The following is a 19,755-nucleotide window of genomic DNA, read 5'->3' on the forward strand; positions in this document are numbered from 1 at the left end:
GGACGATCTTGGCGCTACGGCGATACCTGGCGGAAATACCCGATGCGTGCGTCTACTCGTATCGCGACTGAAATGTCGGGGCTGGCAAGGTCGTAAACGAGCAGTCAATTTCGTCGAGAGCCAGGATCGACAAATTCAATCGGCTGCTGATGACGGCAATAGGTCTCCTTTCCTGCCGCTATCATGTTGTTCAACGATCGGCAGAAATGGTCGATGACTTCTCCTCGATCGACGGGTACGGAATGACCGTTCCGCATCTGATACCCGCCCTTGGAAGTCCCGCGGCTCGACCGGCAGCAACGGGTCGATCACGGAAATTCAGGGCTTGCTCTGCGGTGCGGGTGCGATGCCCCCTTCGAACTTCCGGCCATGTGCGGTCGCTGGGTAGTGCGACAGCTCAGCCGCTTCAACGTCTTATCTCCTTCGTCAACAGCCGCTCAAAACTCCCGACACGATCAGCTGCATTCACCACCTTTGCCAAGACTTTTGTCCATAGGGTCGCCGGCGCCGGTCATGGCGGACGCCATCCGACGCAATGCAGACAACAATTCGTCGCACTCTGTTACGTCGCTGTTGATGTCCACGGAGAATTGACCCACCTGAGGCCGTAGTTTTCATCGAATTTTGACCCACGTGATTGAATGCCCTGCTCAATCTTTGAGCGGGGGCAACAAGGGTGATCACGGTGGGCATACTGGCCAAGATCCGGCGGATGTATTTCCGCGAGAAGGTCCCGCTGCGCGAGATTGCGAGGCGAACGGGCCTGTCCCGAAACACGGTGCGCACGTGGCTGCGGCAGGCCGACGCCACCGAGCCGAAGTACCCGAAGCGCATCAGTCCCAGTGTTATCGATGACTGGGCTGCGCAACTGACGGGCTGGCTACGGGCAGACAGTCACCGACCGAAGCGTGACCGACGCACGGCGCGCTTCATGTTCGAGGCAATCCGTGAACAGGGCTATGCCGGCAGCTACGGCCGTGTCAGTGCATTCGTGCGTCGCTGGCACGAGGAGCAGACCGAAGCGCCGCGCAAGAAGGCCTATGTGCCGCTGGCGTTCGAACCCGGCGAGGCATTCCAGTTCGACTGGAGTTGCGAGTACGCCTTCATCGGCGGTCTGCGACGCCGTCTCGAAGTCGCCCACGTCAAACTGAACGCCAGTCGTGCCTTCTGGCTGATCGCGTATCCCACGCAGAGTCACGAGATGCTGTTCGATGCCCATGCACGCGCATTTGCCGCGTTCGGTGGCGTCCCGCGCCGTGGCATCTACGACAACATGAAGACCGCCGTGGACAAGGTCGGGCGTGGCAAGGAGCGAGCGGTCAACGCGCGTTTCGAAGCGATGTGTGGTCACTACCTGTTCGAGCCAGAGTTCTGCAACCGGGCCGCTGGCTGGGAGAAAGGCATCGTTGAGAAGAACGTTCAGGACCGGCGTCGGCAGATCTGGCACGAGGCCGCACTGCGGCGCTGGGACACGCTGGACATCCTGAACGAATGGGTCGCTGGCCAGTGCCGTCAGGCCTGGCAGATGCGTCACCCACAGTGGCCAGAGCTGACGGTTGAGGATGTGCTCCAGGACGAACGCACGAGGCTGATGCCCAATCCCCGTCCGTTTGATGGCTACGTTGAGCAGACCCTGCGTGTGTCGTCCACCAGCCTCATTCACTTCCAGCGTAACCGTTACAGCGTACCGACCGAGTACACGAACCAGCTTGTGAGCGTGCGTTGCTATCCCGCGTATCTGAGCGTCGTCGTCGACGCCCTTGAGATTGCCCGCCACGAACGCAGCTTCGAGCGGCACATGACCTTCTACGACTGGCGCCACTACATCACGCTTGTGGAACGCAAACCGGGCGCATTACGTAACGGCGCCCCGTTTGCGACGATGCCGCAGCCGTTGCAGCAGCTTCAGCGCTATCTCCTGAAGCACCCGGGCGGCGACCGCGTCATGACGCAGGTGCTGGCGGCTGTACCGGAACACGGGCTTGATGCCGTACTGCTCGCCGTGCAGGCCGCGCTGGATTCAGGCCGTCCAAGCGTTGACCACGTGCTCAACGTTCTGAGCCGGCTCAAGGGACCAGTCGCAAACCAGAACGTCGCCGCAACGAGGCTCCAGCTCGTCGAGGAGCCTGCCGCCGATGTAGATCGTTACGAGAGCCTGCGCACCAACCCACCGGAGGATCGCCATGTCTAACGACGTCACGGCCCAGCTAAAGAGCCTCAAGCTGCATGGCATGGCCAGCAGCTGGCCCGAACTGCTGGCTCAATCGCGCCACACCGAGTTCGAGCCCGAGCGTTTCATGAAGCAGCTTCTGCAGGCAGAAACGGCCGAGCGGCAGGTGCGCTCGATCGCTTACCAGATGACTGCTGCACGATTCCCGGCTCACCGCGACCTGAAGGGCTTCGACTTCTCGGAGGCACGCGTTGATGAAGCGCTGATCCATGAGCTGAATGATCTGGCGTTTCTCGCAAGCGCACACAACGTCGTGTTCATCGGCGGACCCGGCACCGGCAAAACCCATCTGGCCACAGCGATCGGAATCGAAGCGGTGCAACGGCAAGGCAAGCGTGTGCGGTACTTCTCAACGGTCGAGCTGACCAACGCGCTGGAACTCGAGAAGACAGCCGGCAAACAAGGGCAGATTGCACACAAACTGATGTACGTCGATCTGGTGATTCTCGATGAACTGGGCTACCTGCCGTTCAGCCAGACTGGCGGGGCGCTACTGTTCCATCTGCTCTCGAAGCTGTATGAACACACGAGCGTGGTGATCACGACGAACCTGAGCTTCGGGGAATGGGCCAACGTGTTTGGCGATGCAAAGATGACAACGGCGCTTCTGGACCGCGTCACCCATCACTGCCATATCGTTGAAACGGGCAATGAATCGTGGCGCTTCAGGACCAGTTCTGCCAAAGCAAAAGCGACGAGAAAGAGAGCTTCAAAGACGACAGACGGCGAAGAGTTATCCACATCGGAATAGATGCACTACGCTGTCTGGGGGTGGGTCAAATTTAGATGAAAACAGTGGGTCAGAATTCGGTGGAAATCAACAACGTCGCCTTCTTGACATCGTCGCTCGACCGATTTGTCAGGATGGCGCTCGTAATCACATGAAAGAGATGATCCCCCCGTGGCGCGAATGCGGGTTGGCCGACGAGCCAGCCGAGCGACGACATCAGGGCGAACAGGTCGACTCCATCCATATCGGCGCGCGCCGTTCCCTCGGCCTGAGCACGGCGCAGTAGTCGCGCGCCCGCTGAACGCAGCGCTGTGCTCGAAGCGTGAAGCGCGGAGTCCGGGTCCGCGTGCGCGGTCGCAAACAAGGCGCAAATGCCGCTATAGCTATGAACGAATGCCACCCCTTCGCGAAACCAGGACACCAGCGCTTCGTCAGGTGGATTCGACGTTTCGAGTTCGGCTGCCTGCTGTATCAGTTCGTCCACGTTCATACGCAGCAACGCTTCGAACAAGTCTTCTCGTGTCGGGAAGTGGCGAAATAGTGTAGCCAACCCGACGTCGGCCCGGCGGGCGATATCTCGCATGGACGCGTCGGCACCATGCTCGGTGACGACGTCGCGCGCCACCGCAAGTAGATGGCTGTAATTCTTTCTGGCGTCGGCTCGCATAAATCACCTTGACAAGCGGATCGGTGATCCACATATAATGAGTCTGTATCTGGATCAGTGATCCACAAGATACAGCACATTTGTGCAACTGGGAACCGAGGCGCAGTACGACACCGCGAAAGGAGAAGTCATGGGAAAGCTGGACGGTAAGGTTGCAGTCATCACGGGCGGATCGAGCGGCATGGCGCTGGCGAGCGCCAAGCGGTTCGTTGAAGAAGGCGCCTATGTTTTCATCACGGGCCGGAGGCAGGAGGCGCTCGACGAGGCCGTCAAGCTGATTGGCCGGAACGTGACCGGCGTGCGCGGTGACGCGGCCAATCTAGACGACCTCGACCGCCTGTTCGATACAGTCAGGCGGGAAAAGGGCAAGATCGACATCCTGTTCGCGAGCGCAGGCACGGGCGAAGCCGTCCCTCTGGGCGAGATTACCGAGCAGCACTTCGATGCGACCTTCGGTCTGAATACGCGCGGAACGCTGTTTGCGGTTCAGAAGGCGTTACTGCTGTTCAACGATGGCGGATCGATCTTCATGACCGGGTCAGTTGCTTCGGTGAAAGGTTTTCCTGGTTACGGCGTGTATGCGGCGAGCAAGGCGGCGTTGCGCTCATTCGCACGCACTTGGCTTAACGAACTGAAGGGCAGGAATATCCGGGTGAACGTGCTGAGCCCGGGGCCGATCGCCACACCGATGCAGGACCAGGTTCTCACCGAGGAGGCGAAGCGGATGTTCGAATCCCTGATCCCGCGGGGAAAGATGGGTCGTCCTGAGGAAATTGCGATGGTCGCGCTGTTTCTTGCTTCAGACGATTCGAGCTTCGTGAATGGGGTGGAGTTGTCTGTCGACGGTGGCTTCTCGGCCATCTGAAATCGCGCCGAAAAGCGTGTAGAAGGGCCTGTCAACCTGACGAAGATGATCCGAATTGTGTCTGTAAATATGGAGTCCTGCTCAATACTGAATGGAGAGTTCACGTGAGCTATTCGATTATTGGCTTTGGCGCGGTAGGTCAGGCACTCGCTCGAGCGTTTGCAAGAAAGAACATCGATGTGACCGTCGCCAGCCGGCGCCCTCCCGAGATGTTGATGCAGCAGGCACAAGCGATCGGCCCCACCGTTATTCCCAGGACGCTGCAGGATGCAAGCGCGTCCGACACGATCTTCCTGGCGGTTCCGTTTTGGGAACATCGCGAAGTCGCGAAACAGATCGCAACCTGGCATGGCAAAACGATCATCGACGCGACAAATACAAATGCTCCAGTTGAAGACCTGGATGGTCAGCCATCGTCCGCAGTTGTCGCCAAGGCGTTTACCGGCGCCAGGTTCGTAAAGGGCTTTAACCATCTGTCCGCTGCCGTTCTGGCCGCTGATCCGAGCGTGAATGGCGGCAGCCGCGTCGTGTTTTTGTCGAGCGATGACGAAAATGCGGTGGCACCGGTCGCGATTCGGCCGAACAACTCGGTTTCGCGCCGATTGCGCTAGGACCGCTCAAGGATGGCGGCTCGCTCGTCCAGGCCAGGGGCAATACCTGGGGCAAATTGATCTTCAAGGATCTCGTCAAGTTCAAATAACGGCACATCACGGCAAAGTCACAGCGGCCATGTGATACGGACGGATGTCCATTCGGAACTGGAAAGCGGTCGTTGCCGGCATGGTGACCCGAATTACCGCTCGGGGTCACGTGCCGCCCGCCGTGCCAAGCCGGGCGTGGTCTGGAACGGCGGCGCAATGCATCTACGCAGTCGCCGGGGAGATTTGGGTCGGCTCGTGCCCGGCCACCCTTATAATCCGGCATGACTCCATCCATCTCCCACGCAGCAAGCTTGCGGCCGCCGGCACCGGCTTCTCGATTCATCGGTTTGTTGGTCGCGCATACCTCAGCGGGCCATTCACCATCCACGCGCGTGGAATGCACGTTCCACGAGCTGCGGCCCACGATCGTATGAAAATACCCAAACGACTTGCACCGCTTCTCGAAGAAGGACTTATCGACGAAGTCATCGGCCAGTTGATGAGCGGCAAGGAGGCAACAGTCTATGTCGTGCGCAGCGGCGAATCGACGCGTTGCGCCAAGGTCTACAAGGACGCGAAGCAACGCAGTTTTCGGCAAGCGGCGTCGTATCGGGACGGTCGCAAGGTCAAGAACAGCCGGCAGGCGCGGGCGATGGAAAAAGGTACGCGCTACGGCCGTCAGATGCAGGAAGCGTCATGGCAGAACGCTGAAGTGGACGCGCTGTTCCGGCTCGCCAACGCAGGTGTGCGCGTGCCGCAACCCTATATTTGTACCGACGGCGTGTTGCTGATGGAGCTGGTGATCGACGAGGCGGGTGACGTCGCACCACGGCTCAACGACGTCGATCTCACCGAAGCCCGCGCCCTCGAACTGCACGCGCTGCTGCTGAACCAGGTTGTCCGCATGCTCTGCGCGGGCGTAATTCACGGCGACCTTTCGGAATACAACATCCTGCTGGCAGCGGATGGGCCGGTGATCATTGATCTGCCACAGGCCGTCGACGCATCCGGCAACAACGAAGCTGCCTCGATGCTCAAGCGAGACGTCGACAACCTGGCCGCGTACTTCGGACGGTTTGCACCGCAAATACTCACCGCGAGTTATGGCACGGAGATCTGGGCGCTCTTCGAAGCAGGGCGGCTGCATGTCGATGCCGAACTGACCGGTCGCATCGAAGTCGACACGCGACCAGTGGACCTCGACGGCGTGCTGCAGGAACTCGAAGCGACACGTCTTGAAGAAGACGCGCGAGTGAGGCGACAGCAGGAACTGAGCGCAGGCCGGTAACCGTGCTTGATGTCCCCCGAAGATCGCCCGAAAGTGAAGGTCTTCGAGGATGTCGCCGCTCGGCCACAAGCGGCCGATCACGTTCATGTAACGGTTGACCCTTGATTGGGGCAAACCGGCCATTCGAATTTTGCATCCTGATTCGAATGGCCGTCGGTACAGTCGGCAGGTTGTTTCGTCGTTGCCACTGTCTAATGGTCGCGCGATGCGCGTACTACTACACGTCTATCGCGGGCAAGGTGGCAGACATTCCAATCGTCCCGGAGCTGGAATACGCCAGTACGTAATTCACCAGAGCCTTCAGCTTGGCGGGCTGCTGCCGTCTGCTCGGGTAGTACAGGTAGAACCCGGGGAAAGTCGGTGAGAAGCTGCTCAGGACGCGTTTCAGCTTCCTGGCCCGGATGTGAGGAAGCGCGAGCTGCTCGAACGTGTACGCCAGTGCAATCCCATCCAGCGCAGCCTCAACCGAGAACAAGGAGTCGCTGATCGTGAGATTGCCGCTGATCTCGTACTCGACGATACGGCCTTCGACCTCGAGCTCCCACTTGTGAATAGCCCCACTGCCTGAAAACCTGAACCGCACGCAGTTGTGATGTATCAGATCGGATGGGTGCCGTGGCACAGGATGCTGCTTGAAGTAGTCGGGAGATCCAACAATGGATACGGCAACCGGGCCACCGAGAGGCACAGCGATCATGTCCTTCTGCACACTCTCTCCCATTCGAATGCCGACGTCGAACCCTCTTTCGACGATGTCCACGTAGCCCTCGTCATTCGTCAGCTCCACCTGGACGTCCGGATAGGTTTTCAGGAACCCGGCCAGCAGCGGCTGGAGGACCATGGCGGTCGAGATTCGCGCTGCGTTGATGCGCAGGACGCCCGATGGCCGGCCCTGAAGCTCATGAAGTTGCTCCCCGGCTTCCAGTACGTCGCTCAACGCCGGCCCAATCCGGGACAGGTATGCCTGTCCGGCTTCAGTGAGGCTGACACTACGCGTGTTCCGGTTGAGAAGCCTGACGCCGAGCCGGGCTTCCAGGTGGCGGATCGCCTGACTGAGCGCAGAAGGCGAGACCTCGAGCGCTGCCGCGGCGGCAGAGAACCCGCGGTACTCTGCGACCTTCCAGAATGCGAGCAGTCCATCAAGCTGGTTGAGTCTCATACTTTGAAGAATATCTTCAAAGCATGTTCAGCACCAGGGTGTTTTTCTTCTCAGTCAATCTGCCTAGAGTGACAGGCATTGACTAGGACTGGGAGTTTGAGCATGAGCAAAGTGTGGTTTATCACAGGTGCTGGCAGCGGTATCGGCGCCGGAACGGCCAGGGCCGCACTGAAGGCAGGTGATCGGGTCGTCGCTACAGGCAGGAACCCGGACAAAGTGGGCAATGCCCTGCGCGACCTTGCCGGCAAGGACCTGGAGATTCTCCGGCTGGACGTCTCCGACGAGGCCCAGGCGACGGCCGTGGTCGACGAGGCGCAAAAAAAGTTCGGTCGTATCGATGTAGTCGTGAACAGTGCCGGCTACAGCCTCTTAGGCAACTACGAGGAACTGGGAACGCAAGACATTCAACACCTGTTCGCGACGAACTTCTGGGGCGTGAGCAACGTGATGCGGGCAGCCCTGCCGATCATGCGCAAGCAGCGCTCGGGGAACGTCATCAATGTCAGTTCCGTGGCCGGCGCTGTCGGCCTGATTCACTGCGGGGCCTACAGCGCGAGCAAGTTCGCCGTGGAGGGTCTTTCGCTTTCCGTGGCCGAGGAGGTCGGAAAGTTCGGGATCAAGGTCACCGTGGTCGAGCCAGGATTTTTCCGCACGGAGCTTCTAAGCGCCGCCAACGCCAGGTGGCCGGACAGGCGCATCGACGATTACGCTGAGGCCGAGGCCAGCGCCGAGGCGATGTGGTCTCCCTATGCAGGCAAGCAGCAGGGCGATCCCGACAAGCTCGGCCAGGTTCTGGTGAAGCTTTCGGGTATGGATACTCCGCCCCGGGTGTTCGTGGCAGGAAGCGATGCACTGGCGGTGGTCGGGCCGGCTGTAGAGGCTCGGCTGAAAGCAGTGCACGCCTTGGAGGCGCTTTCGACGTCGACGGACGGCAGCTTCTGAGCGCAAGGTGAGTTGCCCCTGCAACAAACCACCCAACCTGCACAGGATCGACCCATCATGAGCACGCTCCACGTCAACGGCCGTGAGCACACGGTCGACGTCGCCCCGGACACCCCCATTCTCTGGGCCTTGCGCGACACGCTGGGCATGACAGGCACGAAGTTCGGTTGCGGCGCCGCGCTGTGCGGCGCCTGCACCGTGCACCTGGACGGGCAGGCCATCCGCTCCTGCATTACGCCGATCTCGGTGGCCCAGGGCAGGCAGATCACCACCATCGAAGCCACCACCGACGGCAGCGACAAAGTCGGCGCCATCGTGCACGCAGCCTGGGTCAAGCACGACGTCGCCCAGTGTGGCTACTGCCAAAGCGGCCAGATCATGAGCGCCACGGCGTTCCTGAAGGCGTTGCCCCGCGGCAGGCAGCCTACCGCCATCGAGATCGACGCGGCCATGGCCGGCAACATTTGTCGCTGCGGCACCTATGCCCGCATCCGCGCTGCGGTGGCCGACGCCGCCAGGGCGCTGGCCTGAAGGAGCCACCATCTTGCCTGAATTCGACTACAGCGAAATGCCACGCGCCCTGCAGCACCTGCTGACCAGGGGCCGGGCCGGGGAAGCCGCCACGCTGCCGCGCCGCAGCTTCCTCAAGCTGGCGGGTGCCGGCGGACTGGCGCTTGGCGTGTTTTCCTACCTCGCCATAGGCCAAACCAGCGGCACCGGCGAGGCGGCCAGCGCCCTGAAGCCGACGCAACAGCCGTCGGCCTTCGTGCAAATCGCTCCTGGTGGCGTGGTCACGGTGACCATCAACCGGCTCGAGTTCGGGCAAGGCGTGCAGACTGCGTTGCCGATGATTCTTGCCGAAGAGCTCGACGCGGACTGGAGTCTCGTGCGCAGCCGGCAGGGCTCGAACGATGCCGCCTACGTCGACCCGCTGTTCGGGATTCACCTCACTGGCGGTTCCCATTCGGTCAAAAACAGCTTCACGCAATACCGTGAGCTCGGCGCGCGCGTCCGGGCGATGTTGCTGTCCGCGGCGGCAGCACGCTGGAACGTGGACGTGGCCACGCTGAACACGCGGGCCGGGACCGTGCTGGGCTCCGGTGGCCGCAAGCTGAGCTACGGTGAACTGGCAGAAGCCGCCATGGCGCTCCCTGTGCCCGAGAGGGTCACGCTGAAGAACCCCACGGACTTCCGCATCATTGGCCGCCCCACCACGCGCCTCGATGCGCAGGCCAAGAGCAGTGGACGTCAGGACTTCGGCATCGATACGCACCTGCCCGGTCAGCTCACCGCCGTGGTGGCCCATCCGCCGGTGTTCGGCGCGCGACTGACCACGGTGGACGACAGCGCCACGCGCGCCATCAAGGGAGTAAAAGCCGTACTGCGTGTGCCACTGGACCGTGGTGGTGAAGGCGTGGCCGTGGTGGCCGACGGCTACTGGCCGGCCAGGCAGGGGCGCGCCGCTCTGAAGCTGCAGTGGGACACGGCTTCCGTGGAGAAAGTGGACAGCAAGCAGTTGCTCTCCCACTACCGCGAGCTGGCCGGTCGGCCTGGTCCGCGCCAGTTCGACGCCGATATGACGCCGCTCGCCGCTGCCCCGCATCAGCTGGAAGCCGAGCTTGTGTTCCCGTACCTGGCCCACGCACCGATGGAGCCGCTGAACTGCACCGTCCAGCTCTCCGAGGGGCGCGCCGAGCTATGGGTGGGCACCCAGTGCGCCGGTCTGGACGGTGTCGCGGCCGCGCGTGTGCTGGGTCTCAAGCCCGAACAGGTGAAAGTGCACGTGCAGACGGCGGGCGGCGGTTTCGGCCGCCGCTTCGTGGGCACGAGCGATTACGTGGTCGAGGCCTGTGAGGTGGCCAAGGCCGTGCGTTCCGCCGGCCTGAAAGCGCCGGTGCGCACACTCTGGAGCCGCGAGGACGACATCAGGGGCGGCTACTATCGCCCCATGCATCTGCACCGCGCACGCATCGGCTTCGACGCGCGCGGCAACGTGCTAGCCTGGGATCACGTCATCGTCGGCCAGTCCATCACGTCGGGCACGGTATTCGAGCAATTCCAGGTTAAGAACGGCATCGACGCCACAGCAACGGAGGGTATGCGCGGCCCATACCCGCTGCCGATGCGCCTGACCGTGCACCACCCCAAGCCCAACGTGCCAGTGCTGTGGTGGCGCAGCGTCGGTTCCACCCACACGGCCTTCGTGATGGAGACCTTGCTTGACGATATCGCACGCACCACCAAGCAGGATCCGGTGGCTTACCGCATGCGCCTGTTTGGCGACAAGCACCCGCGCCACCGTGCCGCGCTGCAACTGGCGGTAGACAGGAGCGGCTATGGCAAGAAACCGTTGCCCAGCGGCCGCGCCTGGGGTGTGGCCGTGCACGAGTCCTTCGATTCGGTAGTGGCCTATGTGGTGGAGGCCTCGGTGCAAGAAGGGCGTCCTGTGCTACATCGCGTCACCGCCGGGGTGCATTGCAACCTGGCCGTAAACCCGCGCAGTATTGAGGCCCAGGTGCAGGGCGCGGCGGTCATGGGGCTGTCTATGTGTCTGCCTGGCGCTGCCATCACATTGCGGGACGGCGAAGTGCAGCAGAGCAACTTCGGCGACTTCACGGTGGCGCGCATCACCGACATACCGGAGTTCGATGTCCACATCGTGCCGAGCGCCGAGCCGCCAACGGGCATGGGCGAGCCCGGCCTGCCGCCGCTTGCGCCCGCGTTCGCCAACGCCATTGCGAGCCTCACCGGCAAGCCGCAGCGCCAGTTGCCGTTCAACCTGGCCTGACCCGACACAGTCAGCGGCGGATATCCGCTCAGATAGAAGCATGATTCACGATATGTATCTGATGCAGGTTAAAGCGCCTGCCGAGCCACTATCCGTTGGCGAGCAGGCCTTTATCATCAAGGCAGAGACGCGCTGCAAACTATGGAAATCATTTCTCGCGTTTCAGGTCTTTAAAGGTACTAATTTGCGAGAAAAGCTCGGACTGTGAGCGAACGACGTGATTACACCTGCAGCCGATTCACGGAGTTACTTCTTTACGGAACAATCGGCACCAAAGGCCGGGCGCCCGCATCGCCAATTCGGAGAGACGATATGAAGGACCGCGTAAATGAATCAGTCAGTGCCCGCTACCGTTCGGTGTTTCGACCGGGCCTGTTTGATGGAAAAGTTGTGATGGTAACCGGAGCCGGAAGTGGCCTTGGTCGCTGCACTGCGCATGAGCTTACCTCGCTGGGCGCGACGCTGATCATGGTCGGACGGAATCCGGAGAAACTGACTGCGGTTCGTGACGAACTCAATGTGGACTATCCGGAAAGTGCGGACCAAATCGGCTTGTATTCTTGTGATGTTCGCGATGAAGCCAGCGTGAAACAGACGGTTGCGGCGGCTCTCGCGGCCTTCGGTCGCATCGATGGCCTGTTTAACTGTGCCGGTGGACAATTCCCGGCAAAGCTGGAAAAAATCTCACTGAATGGCTGGGACGCTGTAGTGCGTAATAACTTGCACGGGACATTCCTCATGTCGCGCGAGTGCTTTACCCAATGGATGGCGGGTCACGGTGGTGCGATCGTGAACATGCTCGCGGATATCTGGGGGGGCATGCCCGGGATGGGGCATTCGGGCGCCGCACGTGCAGGTGTCTGGAATTTGACCGAGACGGCAGCCTGTGAATGGGGGCATGCCGGCGTTCGGGTGAACGCCGTGGCGCCGGGGTGGATCGCCTCCGCAGGCATGGACAGCTATAACGAAGAATACCTGGCATTGCTCCGCCAACTGAAGCATAAAGTGCCGCTTCAACGTTTTGGTACCGAATCTGAGCTCGCGAGCGCTGCGGTTTTCCTGCTCTCGGAGGCCTCGGCCTTCATTAACGGTACTGTGATCCGCGTGGACGGCGGGGTTCCCAACGCCCGACATTCCTGGCCGCTCGCCAACGCTGAGCGAATCATCGAATATAACGGGTTCCCTCGCTACGAACCGCCTAAAGGGCTCCAGGACTAAGCACAGAGGTACTTTGATAGTTGGGGGCGGAGATGAAGCTAGAAGTACCGACGTACGGGAGTGTTACAGGGGACCTCTGGAAGCGGACGCTGAAATACCAGCGGGCCGAAGGTCGGCAACGGTCGCGAAGGGGCATCCAGCAACGCCGGCACCGGTCATTCGCATCGGCCGCGTCAACCATCTGACGCGCTGAGCATGGTTCGTCGGCACCCGGGAGAGTCATAGCCCTCGTGGTGCAAGTAGCTCCTCCCACGTGCGTGGCCAGCCGTCAGTGCAACCAACGCCGCGGCCTATGATCAAGCCCTCTGCCACCTAACTCAAGATGGCGTGGCCGCGGACCACGACTGCGACACATCCTCGGCCAATTTAATCACGTTACGGATCATTTGATGATCCTCAACATCCAGGGTGTCAAAATGAAAAATCACCAAATCGCGCAGCGTTGACGACAGGCGCTCGATCAGAGGCAACGTAGGTCTAACGATTGGCCAGGTATACATCAGGTATGCAAGTGGAAGAACGCTCCTCTTTTCGCACCATCGATCAAATAGGATCATGCAGACAGAGTCGATTTCGGTAGCAAGGTGCGGTGGCTCGTCAATAGCAATGGCTATGTGGGATTCCCGACGCATAAGGTTCGTGTTATTAATTTGAATACTCGCCATCAGAAATATTGACGTCGCTGGACGTTGACGAGCGAATGGACCAGCGCGGGAATCCCTCCCCGCTCCGGTAAGTTCGGCGCTCACACGTTCTTCTCTCTTCTCGCCCTTTTGTGGCGGTCTGCGCGGGTTTGCCAGTGTGTCTGGCGCGGCTCGACGCCAGCTCGTCCAGATTCAACTCCTGCGCATATTCGGGCAAGGTGCGGCCACTCGGATGAGGACCTGACGCAGCGACTTCTTGTGGCGCGCCATCAGTTTCTCAAGCAGTTCCATAGATGACTCACCCTTCAGCGCACCCGTATAGGTGACGAACCAGAAGCCGCTATTCGCATGGTGCCGCCGCCACGCCGATGCTATGACGCTGGTCCAAAGCGCGCGCCCAATACAGGTAAGTGTGGAAACGTCAATCGACGTTTGTCTGTGGCTGCACACAACGATCGAACGGTAGCCGCTCAAGCGACTGCGCATCTTGATATCTGTCAAGAATATGTCAAGAAGGCGTGCGCGAAGTCCGCTTGATTCAGATCAAGGCGAAAGGAATGTGTCGCTGATATTTTCAGCGCCATCTTAAGAAGACGCTAAATGCGGTTCACGTCAATTCATGGTAGATCACACGTTGGATGTCGAAATTGGGCGGCTTGTTTCGGGGTCGATGCTCGAGTGCCCGCCCCACACGCCCATCAAGGATGCCGCCGGGCGGATGGTAGGGCAGGGGTGTAGCGCGATCGTTGTGGTCGACGGCGAACAAGCCGTCGGCATATGGACCGAGCATGATGCCCTGGCTCTCGCGGACGATGCCAGCGTTCTGTTTCAGCCAGTCGACTCGGTGATGAGTCATCCGGTCCTGTCATTATCGGAGCACACTCGTCTCGGCGATGCCGCCGGGCATTTCAGGAGCGAAGGCATTCGTCATTGCCTGGTCGTTGACGATCAGGGACGCTCGCTCGGCATTCTGACGCAGACCGACCTCGTCATGAGTCAAGGCGCCGAGTTCTTCCTTCGGATGAAGTCCATTGAATCCGTAAAGGTTTCGATGCCCGTTCTGGTAAGTCAGGATCTTTACCTGAAAGAGGCGATGCGGCTGATGCGGTCGCGGCGTCTGAGTGCGATCGTTGTCAAATATCCAGAGGGCCTACACGGCATTCTGACTGAGCGCGACATCGTTCGACTTGTAGCGAGCGGTGCGTTGCTAGGTACGGTGGGTACCTATGCAAGCCGTCCACTGCGCTCGCTGCGGCAGTCGCAGAGTCTTTACGCCGCGCGGCAGTATCTGATTCAGCATCGTATGCGACATGTGGGCGTGGTCGACAACCAGGATTCGCTCATTGGCGTGCTGGGTCTGGCGGACATTCTGAACGACATCGAATATGAATACGTTCACGAGTTGCAAACAGCACTCCGCGAGCGCGACGATGCACTGTTCGAATCGCGGTACAACTTGCGGCTTGCCGACCGGGTGGTCGAATCGTCGCTGGACGGGGTGATGGTCACCGATCTGGAGGGGAACATCGCGAGAGTCAATCCCGCCTTTACCAGGCTAACAGGCTACACGAAGGCGGAGGCAGTTGGCCGAAATGCCAAATTGCTGAGTTCTGGACGCCAGTCGCCTGCATTTTATCGTGAACTCTGGAAATGCCTTCGCGAAAGAGGACATTGGAAAGGCGAGATATGGAATCGCAGGAAAAGCGGCGAAATCTACCTCGAATACCTTTCGATATCTGGCATATGCGATGAGGACGGTCGATGCTCCAACTACGCGGCGATCTTCTCGGACATAACCGGGCGCCGGCAGGCCGAAGAGCGTCTTAGCTATCTTGCCACTCACGACGCGCTCACCGGGTTGCCGAATCGAACATTGTTCAGCGAGCGCCTGAACCACGCAATGGCCAGAGCGCAGCGCACATCAAAACGGGTCGCAGTCATATTCCTCGATCTCGACCGTTTCAAGCTGATCAACGACACGCTGGGTCACGGAATCGGCGACGAAACGCTCAAAATCATTGCCGAGCGACTCAAGCGCGCCGTGCGGGAGACCGATACAGTTGCACGCCTGGGCGGTGACGAGTTCACGCTCGTCGCCGAAGACATAGAGGACGTCCGCCATGTCGGGCAGATCGCGCAGTCGCTCCTGACCTCCGTGGGGCAGCCGATCAACGTCGGCGCGCAATCGGTGTTCGTCACGCCGAGTATCGGGATCAGCATGTATCCCGATGACGCGATCGACCCGAGACAGTTGCTCATGCAGGCGGATCGGGCGATGTATGAGGCAAAGGAAGCTGGCAAGAACAATTTCCAGTTCTTTGCGGCCCCGATGACCTCATCGGCGATGGAGCGGATCATGCTTGAGAGTGAACTGCACAACGCCCTGGCGAATAATGAGTTTCATCTGCACTACCAACCCGAGTATGACGTGCAGACCGGTACCATTACCAGCGTCGAAGCGTTGATCCGGTGGCAGCATCCTAAGCGAGGCCTCATTTCCCCAGATCAGTTCATTCCAGTTGCGGAGGACTCCGCATTGATCGTTCCAATCGGTGGATGGGTGCTGCGGGAAGCGTGTCGCCAGGCACGTGCATGGCTTGATGAAGGATTCGACTTCGGACGAATCGCAGTCAACCTATCTCGAAAGCAATGCCGGTACGATGACTTTCTGCATGAGGTTGCATGTGTCTTAAGCGATACCGGATTGCCTGCCCGACGCCTTCAATTCGAACTCGTTGAGAGCATGGCCATGACGGGCCGTGAAGAAACAGGAGCGCTGCTGCGAGAACTGGCGGGGCGCGGCATCAGTCTGGCGATTGATGATTTCGGCACCGGGTACTCTGCGTTCGCGTATTTGCAGACGCTCCCGGTGGATACGCTCAAGGTTGATCGGTCGTTCCTGGCCCAGATAGGGCCCGGAACGACCGGTGGAGCGATCGTGCGGGCGATCGTCGCGATGGCGAAAGCCCTCGGCATCACTGTTGTGGCTGAGGGAGTCGAGCAGGAGTCGCAGATGCAATTCCTGCGCGAAATCGGGTGCGACCGGGCGCAAGGTTACCTGTTGGCTCGGCCGGCCCCGGCGTACCAGATGCAACGAACAGCAGTTGGCGCTCGGTGCGGTTTTCATGTCGAGCATCAATACCAGTCTCGCCAAACGAACGACACGCTAGCAACCGCTACAGAACAGGCTTAAGACATGCGCGAGAATCTACCCGTCACCGACGAAGAATATGTGTTGTCTGAACGAGACGTCATCATCACCCGTACCGACGTCTCAGGCCGCATTGTGTACGCCAATGAAGCCTTTCTGAGGAGCAGCGGCTATCAACGCAGGGAGGTGATGGGCGAACCCCAGAACATCGTTCGACATCCGGACATGCCTGTCGAGGCATTTCGCGATTTGTGGGCGACCATTGGCACGAACCAACCTTGGACCGGAGTTGTCAAGAACCGCCGCAAAACCGGCGGGTTTTATTGGGTTCTTGCAAATGTCACACCCGTTTTAGAGCGCGGCCAGAAAGTGGGGTACATGTCGGTACGGACAAAGCCGACAAAGGAACAGATCGCCAAAGCAATGCGTCTGTATGAAACGTTGAGTGCTTCAGGACGCAAAAGGCTGCGATTATCCGGCGGCGACGTCAGGCGGTCGGGAGTCGGCGGAAGCGTGGATCGGTTGCTCCGGTTGCCGGTCGATCTGCGTCTCTGGGTCGTTATTGCCGTGCTGATTGCGGTGTTCCTGTTGCAGGCATTCAGCGTGCATCGCCCGCTGCTGCCGGGCATTTCCCCGCTTTGGCAAGCGTGGTTGCTTGGAGGTCTGGGCATGGGGATCGCGAGTGCATGCGGCGTTTATCTGACGCGGAACGTACTCACCCCGTTGAAAGTGCTTAATGGCAGCGCACTCAATCTGTTAAGCGGTCACATTCAGGAATTGTTTCCGGAACGAGGTGACGCGCAGACCAGGCTGCTCGGCAGAATGCTCAATCAGATGAACGCGAAGCTGGTTGGTGTCCTGATCGATGCGAAGATCTCGATCGATGTGATTCGCGATGCAACTCTCGAATTCGCCAATGGGAACGCCGACCTTGCCAATCGTACCGACGAGCAGGCTAGCGCGATTGAGCAAACGACCGCGAGCCTTGCTGAAATTACCGAAACTGCGGAACACAACGCGCTCGGCGCGGAGCGGGCAAACGCTACCGGGCAGGAGACCGCTGAATCCGCAGAAGTGGCCGCACAGGAGGTGCACAGAACCGTGGCGGTGATGGCGCGTGTGGGTGAACGCTCGCGCAAGATCGCTGAGATCACATCCGTGATCGATGCGATCGCATTCCAGACGAACATCATCGCGCTCAACGCGTCGGTGGAGGCAGCCCGGGCTGGCCAATATGGCCGCGGGTTCGCCGTTGTGGCCACCGAAGTTCGTAGTCTTGCGCAAAGGGCGGCCGGTGCGGCGAAGGAAATCAAGACGTTAATTGAGAGTTCCCTCGATACGGTGACGGTGGCCGCGCAGGCAGCCACCCGCGCCGGCGAGACCATGAATACAGTAGAGCAGGCCGTTACGCGATTGACTCACACGCTGCACGACATTGCGCTTGCGAGCCGCGGGCAGAGCGCGCAGATCACACAAATCAACGATGCAGTCGGGCAGGTAGCGGAACTCACGCAGCGCAATGCTGCTCTTGTCGAGCAAGCTGCGGCGGCTTCGACTGATCTGCAGCAGCAGACTCAATCGCTCGAGGCCACGGTGAGCATTTTTCACCTCCGCAGCGAATCGTAACTCGACGGCGTGCGTGACATCACCTCGTCAAGGTGCAGCGGGAATAGCGTGCAGCAGTTCGCGGAGGGATGGAGCACGCAGCACGGCTTATCGATCGGTACGTCAAGACCTCGTTACATCAATCATGGTGGCGGCGAGTAATTCGGACCATGATCTGGCGACGAGAGCTTACGGTCGAGCGTTGCGCGACAGCACCGGGCGGAAGGACAAGGCATTCGTTGAGGACGATTGTCACCTGGATTGCCGCAGCCGGCGTCAGCACCGAGGTTGGAAATCCTTTAAAGATAATTATGAAAAGCATTTCAGACGTCATATTGTCACGCCTGACTGACCTCATTCCGGGAGAACTGGAACAGACGGAATTCCGATGGTTGACATTACCCCATCAGCATCCGGTCATGTTGACGCGGCGACGGGCAACCATGATCGTTAACCGCGTCCGTCTGCTCGCATTTCTGTTCGCCGTACTGACGCCGCTATGGAGCGGCGTCGACCTGATTGTCTTTCCCTTCCCGCTGTGGCTCAGCCTCGCGCTGCTTCGCCTGGTCGCGTGCGGTACCTTCGCCAGTTTGTTGCTGTACCGCCCGAATGGCAACCTGTTCGACGCGTATCGCGCCATGGTGCTGCTCTTTGCGATTCCTACCGTTTTTTATGTCGCCTCGTATGTGCTACTTGGCCGCTACCAGCTCACGGGAATGTCGGCGGCCATCAGCGCCGGTTATGCATTCCTGCCCTTCGTACTGCTTTCCGGGTTGTCCATCTTTCCCCTTACGCTGCTCGAGACCCTGATCTTCGCGGGTCCAATCCTGATCGCCCATGCTATAGCCGCCTCACTACGATGGACAACCGTGAACTGGCCGTCATTTGCCGGCTCTTTCTGGTTGCAGGTGTTGATCACTGGCGTGTCCGCATTGGCGGACATGAGCCAGCTGGCGTTCATGATCGTGCTGGTGCGGAAGGCAGTCCGGGACCCCCTGACCGGCGCCTTCTCGCGCAGCAGTGGCGAAGAAGTGCTGGCGCTGCAATTCAGCCTTGCCTCTCGCAGCAGCGCAAGATTGGCCGTCGCCTTCATCGATCTCGATCATTTCAAGAACATCAACGACCGGTACGGTCACGAAGCGGGCGACAAGGTACTGGTCAACATGACCTGCATCGTTAGGCACAACCTGCGACACGGCGATGTGCTGGCCCGCTGGGGTGGTGAGGAGTTTCTAGTGATCATGCCCAACACCGACCTGGTACAGGCGGAAGCTGTGCTGGCGCGCCTGAGCAACATAGGTTTTGGCCTGAACCCCGACCATACCCCAGTGACCGCCAGCGTCGGCATCGCCGAACTGATGGCTGATCAGGCCAGCGACTGGAAGTTCCTGGTCGATATGGCTGACCGGCGGATGTATCGCGCCAAACAATGCGGTCGCGATCAGGTGTGCAGCCGGGACGAACAGGGTGCCACGGACTGTTGCACCGATCTGCGAGGGCTGGCAGACATTCTGAAAGAGGCTGAAATTGAACAATGCTAACGAGAAGCTGGATGAGATTGCCGGGCTCATGGCCGCTAACACCACGAAAGTGCTTGTTCTTTGCGCGCGGGCGATGGTGCTGGCCACGTTTCTAAAGGCTGTCCTGCCTCACCTCACGACGTTGCAGCGCACCGAGGTCACCTGGCCATTTCGACAGGGCATTGAAGAGGCCGTGTCGTTAATGGACGATCTGGCGTTGCCCGCCGAATATCACTCTGCACTGTTTGAACTCACCAATGCCATTCTCGCCTCATTGGGTCAGGAACCGACCAGGCGTCAATAACCT

General features: G+C 60.0%; 15 protein-coding genes and 2 pseudogenes. 14 read left to right on the forward strand and 3 right to left on the reverse strand.

Annotated elements, in window-relative coordinates; translation table 11 throughout:
* Positions 1 to 712: 712 nt before the first annotated feature.
* Together istA and istB are read left to right on the forward strand one after the other, a co-directional pair.
* On the forward strand, positions 713 to 2,191 hold the full coding sequence (gene istA, locus C2L65_RS42485) for an IS21 family transposase (protein WP_427910162.1): 1,479 nt from the start codon (positions 713 to 715) through the stop codon (positions 2,189 to 2,191).
* Positions 2,184 to 2,981: an IS21-like element helper ATPase IstB gene (gene istB / locus C2L65_RS42490; RefSeq protein ID WP_042317367.1), complete on the forward strand. Its 798-nt coding sequence runs from the start codon at positions 2,184 to 2,186 to the stop codon at positions 2,979 to 2,981. Before istA ends, istB begins: the two co-directional genes overlap by 8 nt.
* A gap of 49 nt (positions 2,982 to 3,030) precedes the next feature.
* Here the strand turns inward: istB and C2L65_RS42495 are convergent, their stop codons facing one another.
* A complete protein-coding gene (locus C2L65_RS42495) occupies positions 3,031 to 3,627 on the reverse strand; it encodes a TetR/AcrR family transcriptional regulator (protein WP_103254678.1) in 597 nt (198 codons plus the stop codon).
* Positions 3,628 to 3,757: 130 nt separating this feature from the next.
* Between C2L65_RS42495 and C2L65_RS42500 the strand changes: the two genes are divergently transcribed.
* The 3 genes and pseudogenes from C2L65_RS42500 to C2L65_RS42510 all read left to right on the forward strand — a co-directional run bounded on the left by C2L65_RS42500 (position 3,758) and on the right by C2L65_RS42510 (position 6,421).
* A complete protein-coding gene (locus tag C2L65_RS42500; protein WP_042316012.1) occupies positions 3,758 to 4,492 on the forward strand; it encodes an SDR family NAD(P)-dependent oxidoreductase in 735 nt (244 codons plus the stop codon).
* A 104-nt stretch (positions 4,493 to 4,596) separates the two neighbouring features.
* Positions 4,597 to 5,192: pseudogene (locus C2L65_RS42505) on the forward strand (NADPH-dependent F420 reductase).
* Positions 5,193 to 5,563: 371 nt separating this feature from the next.
* Positions 5,564 to 6,421, forward strand: a complete 858-nt coding sequence (locus C2L65_RS42510) for a PA4780 family RIO1-like protein kinase (RefSeq protein WP_042315990.1) — start codon at positions 5,564 to 5,566, stop codon at positions 6,419 to 6,421.
* Positions 6,422 to 6,638: 217 nt separating this feature from the next.
* Here C2L65_RS42510 and C2L65_RS42515 read toward each other — a convergent pair whose 3' ends face one another.
* Complete coding sequence (locus C2L65_RS42515; RefSeq protein WP_042315987.1) at positions 6,639 to 7,580, reverse strand: LysR family transcriptional regulator; 942 nt, start codon at positions 7,578 to 7,580, stop codon at positions 6,639 to 6,641.
* 102 nt (positions 7,581 to 7,682) lie between these two features.
* On the opposite strand from C2L65_RS42515, the gene C2L65_RS42520 reads away from it, so the two are divergent.
* The 5 genes and pseudogenes from C2L65_RS42520 (at position 7,683) to C2L65_RS42540 (ending at position 12,528) form a co-directional block, all read left to right on the forward strand.
* Complete coding sequence (locus tag C2L65_RS42520) at positions 7,683 to 8,522, forward strand: SDR family oxidoreductase (protein ID WP_042315984.1); 840 nt, start codon at positions 7,683 to 7,685, stop codon at positions 8,520 to 8,522.
* Between the two features lie 57 nt (positions 8,523 to 8,579).
* Positions 8,580 to 9,053, forward strand: a complete 474-nt coding sequence (locus tag C2L65_RS42525) for a (2Fe-2S)-binding protein (protein WP_042315981.1) — start codon at positions 8,580 to 8,582, stop codon at positions 9,051 to 9,053.
* A 37-nt stretch (positions 9,054 to 9,090) separates the two neighbouring features.
* On the forward strand, positions 9,091 to 11,310 hold the full coding sequence (locus C2L65_RS42530) for a xanthine dehydrogenase family protein molybdopterin-binding subunit (protein ID WP_427910226.1): 2,220 nt from the start codon (positions 9,091 to 9,093) through the stop codon (positions 11,308 to 11,310).
* A 22-nt stretch (positions 11,311 to 11,332) separates the two neighbouring features.
* A pseudogene (locus C2L65_RS42535) lies at positions 11,333 to 11,458 on the forward strand (ABC transporter substrate-binding protein); the annotation flags it as partial.
* A 164-nt stretch (positions 11,459 to 11,622) separates the two neighbouring features.
* Complete coding sequence (locus C2L65_RS42540) at positions 11,623 to 12,528, forward strand: SDR family oxidoreductase (RefSeq protein ID WP_042315979.1); 906 nt, start codon at positions 11,623 to 11,625, stop codon at positions 12,526 to 12,528.
* A gap of 317 nt (positions 12,529 to 12,845) precedes the next feature.
* Here C2L65_RS42540 and C2L65_RS42545 read toward each other — a convergent pair whose 3' ends face one another.
* Positions 12,846 to 13,277, reverse strand: coding sequence for a hypothetical protein (locus C2L65_RS42545; RefSeq protein ID WP_158660436.1), 432 nt, complete (start codon positions 13,275 to 13,277; stop codon positions 12,846 to 12,848).
* 514 nt (positions 13,278 to 13,791) lie between these two features.
* Here C2L65_RS42545 and C2L65_RS42555 point away from each other — a divergent pair.
* From C2L65_RS42555 to C2L65_RS42570, 4 genes are all read left to right on the forward strand, one after another.
* Positions 13,792 to 16,365 carry an EAL domain-containing protein gene (locus C2L65_RS42555; protein WP_063769803.1) on the forward strand — a complete coding sequence of 858 codons (2,574 nt, stop codon included), beginning with the start codon at positions 13,792 to 13,794 and terminating at the stop codon, positions 16,363 to 16,365.
* A 3-nt stretch (positions 16,366 to 16,368) separates the two neighbouring features.
* Positions 16,369 to 17,949 carry a methyl-accepting chemotaxis protein gene (locus tag C2L65_RS42560; RefSeq protein WP_042315973.1) on the forward strand — a complete coding sequence of 527 codons (1,581 nt, stop codon included), beginning with the start codon at positions 16,369 to 16,371 and terminating at the stop codon, positions 17,947 to 17,949.
* A gap of 218 nt (positions 17,950 to 18,167) precedes the next feature.
* Positions 18,168 to 19,469 (forward strand): GGDEF domain-containing protein, encoded by a 1,302-nt coding sequence (locus C2L65_RS42565; protein WP_208647239.1) that lies wholly within the window; start codon positions 18,168 to 18,170, stop codon positions 19,467 to 19,469.
* On the forward strand, positions 19,456 to 19,752 hold the full coding sequence (locus C2L65_RS42570; protein ID WP_042315971.1) for a hypothetical protein: 297 nt from the start codon (positions 19,456 to 19,458) through the stop codon (positions 19,750 to 19,752). Before C2L65_RS42565 ends, C2L65_RS42570 begins: the two co-directional genes overlap by 14 nt.
* Positions 19,753 to 19,755: the final 3 nt, after the last annotated feature.

The sequence above is a fragment of the Paraburkholderia terrae genome, from assembly GCF_002902925.1.
GTDB lineage: Bacteria > Pseudomonadota > Gammaproteobacteria > Burkholderiales > Burkholderiaceae > Paraburkholderia > Paraburkholderia terrae.

What these genes read in the sequence shown, in the direction of transcription:
- istA (WP_427910162.1), top strand. Translation starts at nt 713, where the DNA reads ATGTATTTCCGCGAGAAGGTCCCGCTGCGCGAGATTGCGAGGCGAACG.
- istB (WP_042317367.1), top strand. Translation starts at nt 2,184, where the DNA reads ATGTCTAACGACGTCACGGCCCAGCTAAAGAGCCTCAAGCTGCATGGC.
- C2L65_RS42495 (WP_103254678.1), bottom strand. Translation starts at nt 3,627, where the DNA reads ATGCGAGCCGACGCCAGAAAGAATTACAGCCATCTACTTGCGGTGGCG.
- C2L65_RS42500 (WP_042316012.1), top strand. Translation starts at nt 3,758, where the DNA reads ATGGGAAAGCTGGACGGTAAGGTTGCAGTCATCACGGGCGGATCGAGC.
- C2L65_RS42510 (WP_042315990.1), top strand. Translation starts at nt 5,564, where the DNA reads ATGAAAATACCCAAACGACTTGCACCGCTTCTCGAAGAAGGACTTATC.
- C2L65_RS42515 (WP_042315987.1), bottom strand. Translation starts at nt 7,580, where the DNA reads ATGAGACTCAACCAGCTTGATGGACTGCTCGCATTCTGGAAGGTCGCA.
- C2L65_RS42520 (WP_042315984.1), top strand. Translation starts at nt 7,683, where the DNA reads ATGAGCAAAGTGTGGTTTATCACAGGTGCTGGCAGCGGTATCGGCGCC.
- C2L65_RS42525 (WP_042315981.1), top strand. Translation starts at nt 8,580, where the DNA reads ATGAGCACGCTCCACGTCAACGGCCGTGAGCACACGGTCGACGTCGCC.
- C2L65_RS42530 (WP_427910226.1), top strand. Translation starts at nt 9,091, where the DNA reads ATGCCACGCGCCCTGCAGCACCTGCTGACCAGGGGCCGGGCCGGGGAA.
- C2L65_RS42540 (WP_042315979.1), top strand. Translation starts at nt 11,623, where the DNA reads ATGAAGGACCGCGTAAATGAATCAGTCAGTGCCCGCTACCGTTCGGTG.
- C2L65_RS42555 (WP_063769803.1), top strand. Translation starts at nt 13,792, where the DNA reads ATGGTAGATCACACGTTGGATGTCGAAATTGGGCGGCTTGTTTCGGGG.
- C2L65_RS42560 (WP_042315973.1), top strand. Translation starts at nt 16,369, where the DNA reads ATGCGCGAGAATCTACCCGTCACCGACGAAGAATATGTGTTGTCTGAA.